The organism is Pelovirga sp., from assembly GCF_059864205.1.
This window is the reverse complement of record NZ_JCBCBS010000170.1, coordinates 1-3,545: the sequence shown is the minus strand read 5'-3', so window position 1 is coordinate 3,545 and position 3,545 is coordinate 1. Positions and strand designations below refer to the sequence as shown.

Annotated in this window: 4 protein-coding genes and 1 pseudogene; all 5 read left to right on the top strand. The window is 51.0% G+C overall.

Features of this window, described 5'->3' with window-relative positions; genetic code table 11:
• Positions 1-156, top strand: a pseudogene (locus tag AC6F7T_RS11000) (nickel pincer cofactor biosynthesis protein LarB); the annotation flags it as partial.
• 192 nt (positions 157-348) lie between these two features.
• Complete coding sequence (locus AC6F7T_RS10995; RefSeq protein ID WP_500718811.1) at positions 349-1,911, top strand: type I restriction-modification system subunit M; 1,563 nt, start codon at positions 349-351, stop codon at positions 1,909-1,911.
• A complete protein-coding gene (locus AC6F7T_RS10990; protein WP_500718809.1) occupies positions 1,898-2,722 on the top strand; it encodes a KilA-N domain-containing protein in 825 nt (274 codons plus the stop codon). Before AC6F7T_RS10995 ends, AC6F7T_RS10990 begins: the two co-directional genes overlap by 14 nt.
• 105 nt (positions 2,723-2,827) lie before the next feature.
• The gene (locus tag AC6F7T_RS10985) at positions 2,828-2,950 is read left to right on the top strand and encodes a hypothetical protein (protein WP_500718807.1); all 123 of its coding nucleotides are present in this window, start codon (positions 2,828-2,830) and stop codon (positions 2,948-2,950) included.
• A 14-nt stretch (positions 2,951-2,964) separates the two neighbouring features.
• On the top strand, positions 2,965-3,545 hold a 581-nt coding region (locus AC6F7T_RS10980), incomplete at its 3' end, for a restriction endonuclease subunit S (protein ID WP_500718805.1).

Below are 3,545 nucleotides of genomic sequence, written 5' to 3'. Positions count from 1 at the left end.
GTGCCGACATCGGTCGGTTACGGTGCCGCCTTTGGCGGCGTTGCCGCCCTGCTCGGCATGCTCAACTCCTGTGCCTCCGGCGTCACCGTGGTCAACATCGACAACGGCTTTGGCGCCGCCTTTGCTGCCAACCGTATTAATCGGACCGAGAGCTGATGCTTATCTCCCAGTAACTGTTGGGTATCTCTGCAGGAGCCGCTTTAGCGGCGATCATCGTGCCTGAAGACGACTCCTGCAGCGGTCTGATTTTTCGCCGTTAAACGTCGTAGATCCCCGACGAGATCATTCGGGGATGACGTTTTTTGGACGACAGATGAATAGTTACTGTTCAAATCAAGGAACAACACCATGACAAGCACCCAACAACGCGCCGCCCTGCAACGCCAGATCTGGTCAATCGCCAATGATGTCCGTGGCTCAGTCGATGGCTGGGATTTTAAACAATACGTGCTTGGCACCCTCTTTTACCGCTTTATCAGCGAAAATTTTGCCGACTACATCGAAGCCGATGACGACAGTATCAACTACGCCCAGCTCCCCGACAACGTCATCACCCCTGAGATCAAGGACGACGCCATCAAAACCAAGGGTTATTTCATCTACCCGAGCCAGTTGTTTGTCAATATCGCCAAACATGCTAACAACAACGACAGCTTGAACACCGATCTGGCCGCCATTTTTGCCGCCATTCAAGCTTCCGCCAACGGCTACCCGTCGGAAGGGGACATCAAAGGCCTGTTTGCCGATTTCGACACCACCAGCAACCGCCTCGGCAATACCGTAAAGGATAAAAACACCCGCCTGGCCGCCGTGCTTAAAGGCGTAGCCGGGCTGAACTTCGGTGATTTTCATGGCAGCCAGATCGACCTGTTCGGCGATGCCTACGAATTCCTCATTTCCAATTACGCCGCCAATGCCGGCAAATCCGGTGGCGAGTTTTTCACCCCGCAACATGTCTCCAGACTGATCGCCCAGCTGGCCATGCACAAGCAAACCAACGTCAACAAGATTTACGACCCCGCCTGCGGTTCCGGTTCACTGCTGCTGCAAGCGAAAAAACATTTCGACGCCCACATCATCGAAGAGGGCTTCTACGGCCAGGAGATCAACCACACCACCTACAACCTGGCGCGGATGAACATGTTTTTGCACAACATCAACTACGACAAGTTCAACATCCAGCTGGGCAACACCCTGATCGACCCGCACTTTGGGGAAGACAAACCCTTCGACGCCATCGTCTCCAATCCGCCCTACTCGGTGAAATGGATCGGCTCGGATGACCCGACCCTGATCAACGACGACCGTTTTGCCCCGGCTGGTGTCCTGGCGCCCAAATCCAAGGCCGATTTTGCCTTTGTGCTGCATGCGCTCAGCTACCTGTCCAGCAAGGGGCGCGCCGCCATCGTCTGCTTCCCCGGCATTTTCTATCGTGGCGGCGCCGAGCAGAAAATCCGCCAGTACCTGGTGGATAACAACTATGTGGAAACCGTCATCTCGCTGGCCCCCAACCTGTTTTACGGCACCACCATCGCCGTGAATATCCTGGTGCTCGCCAAACACAAAACCGACACCACTACCCAATTCATCGACGCCAGCGGTCTGTTCAAAAAGGAAACCAACAACAATCTCCTCACCGACACCCACATCGAGCAGATCATACAGGCCTTCGACAGCAAGGCAGATACTGACCACTTTGCTCGCGCTGTGCCCTTTGAAGAGATCGCCGCCAACGACTACAACCTGTCGGTCAGCAGCTATGTCGACGCCAAAGACACCCGCGAACAGGTCAACATCACCCAGCTCAATGCCGAGCTGAAAACCACCGTCGCCAGAATCGAGCAACTGCGGACGGAGATTGATGCGATTGTCGCGGAAATAGAGGGAGATGAGTCAGATGTCGAACAATAAAACGATCGAAGTTTTAAGCACTGAAATAAAACTTAAAACCATCGACCAAAATGATTTCATTTGTCTTACGGATATTGCCAAATCAAAGAATCCCGGCCATCCCGATGATTTAATTCGGAATTGGCTTCGAAACCGCAACACGCTCGAACTCCTCAGGATATGGGAGCAACTTCATAATCCAGGCTTTAATCCCGTCGAATTCGACGGGATTAGAAAACAGGCAGGCTTAAACAGCTTTACCCTTACACCAAAACAATGGATCACCTCGACCCAGGCAATCGGTTTGCTCTCAAAGGCGGGGCGCTATGGTGGCACCTATGCGCACAAGGATATTGCTTTTGAATTCGCATCTTGGGTATCGGTTGAGTTCAAGCTCTATCTCATTAAAGAATTTCAGCGCCTCAAAGAAGCAGAGTACCAGCAGCTTGGCTGGGATGTGAGGCGCCAGTTAACCAAAATCAATTACCGCATCCATACCGATGCCGTTAAAGAAAACCTGATCCCGCCCACCCTGACACCACAGCAAACCAGCCTGGTGTTTGCTTCCGAAGCGGATCTTTTGAATATGGCACTGTTTGGAAAAACCGCCAAACAATGGCGTGATGAAAACCCGGATAAAGACGGCAATATGCGAGACTACGCGAATGTCTCACAGCTGGTGTGCCTAGCCAACCTTGAAACCCTGAATGCCCACTTTATCCAGCAGGCACTTCCTCAGCATGAACGCTTAACACTGCTGAACAACACCGCCATTCAACAGATGCGCCTGTTGACCGAAGACAGCAGTATTAAAAAACTGGGAAGGGCTTGAGATGAATGATCAACCCATCGCCTTAACCGAGCGACCGGAAGACTGCTGTACCTGGCTGGCTTAACACGCACTCAGCAACAAAATGCAAGCTGAAGGAGCACACGGATGATTCCAGCAAACAAACTGGGCATTACCAATCAGATTGATAACCGCGCCCTGTTTATGAAAGGGATTGATGTGAGTTATTTCTATGAAGGTTATAGCGAGTACAGGATTGAGGAGTTGTAGGGTTGGAACCACGAATGAACACGAATAAACACGAATGTGAATCTCAGCGAATACCAGACTTTCTGGTAAAGCTGCTGGATGGAGTTGCGGTGGAGTGGAAGGCGTTGGGGGAAGTGACTCAATATGAGCAGCCGACCAAGTACTTAGTGAAATCAAAAAACTACAGCGATGAATTTGACACGCCTGTCTTGACCGCTGGGAAAACCTTTATCCTTGGCTACACCAATGATGTCAACGGTATCTGCAAGGCATCAGAAAACCCTGTAATAATTTTTGACGACTTTACAACCGCCAATAAATGGGTCGATTTCGACTTCAAGGCCAAGTCATCTGCTATGAAGATGATTACATCAAACGATGATACAAAATTTTCCTTGAAGTATGTCTACTATTGGCTCAACACGTTACCAAACGAACTGATTGAAGGGGATCATAAACGGCAATGGATTAGCAACTACTCCAACAAGCAAATCCCCATCCCATGCCCCGAAAACCGGCAAAAATCCCTTGAGATCCAGGGTGAAATCGTTCGCATTCTGGACGCATTTACCGAGCTGACCGCCGAGCTGACCGCCGAGCTGACCATGCGGAAAAA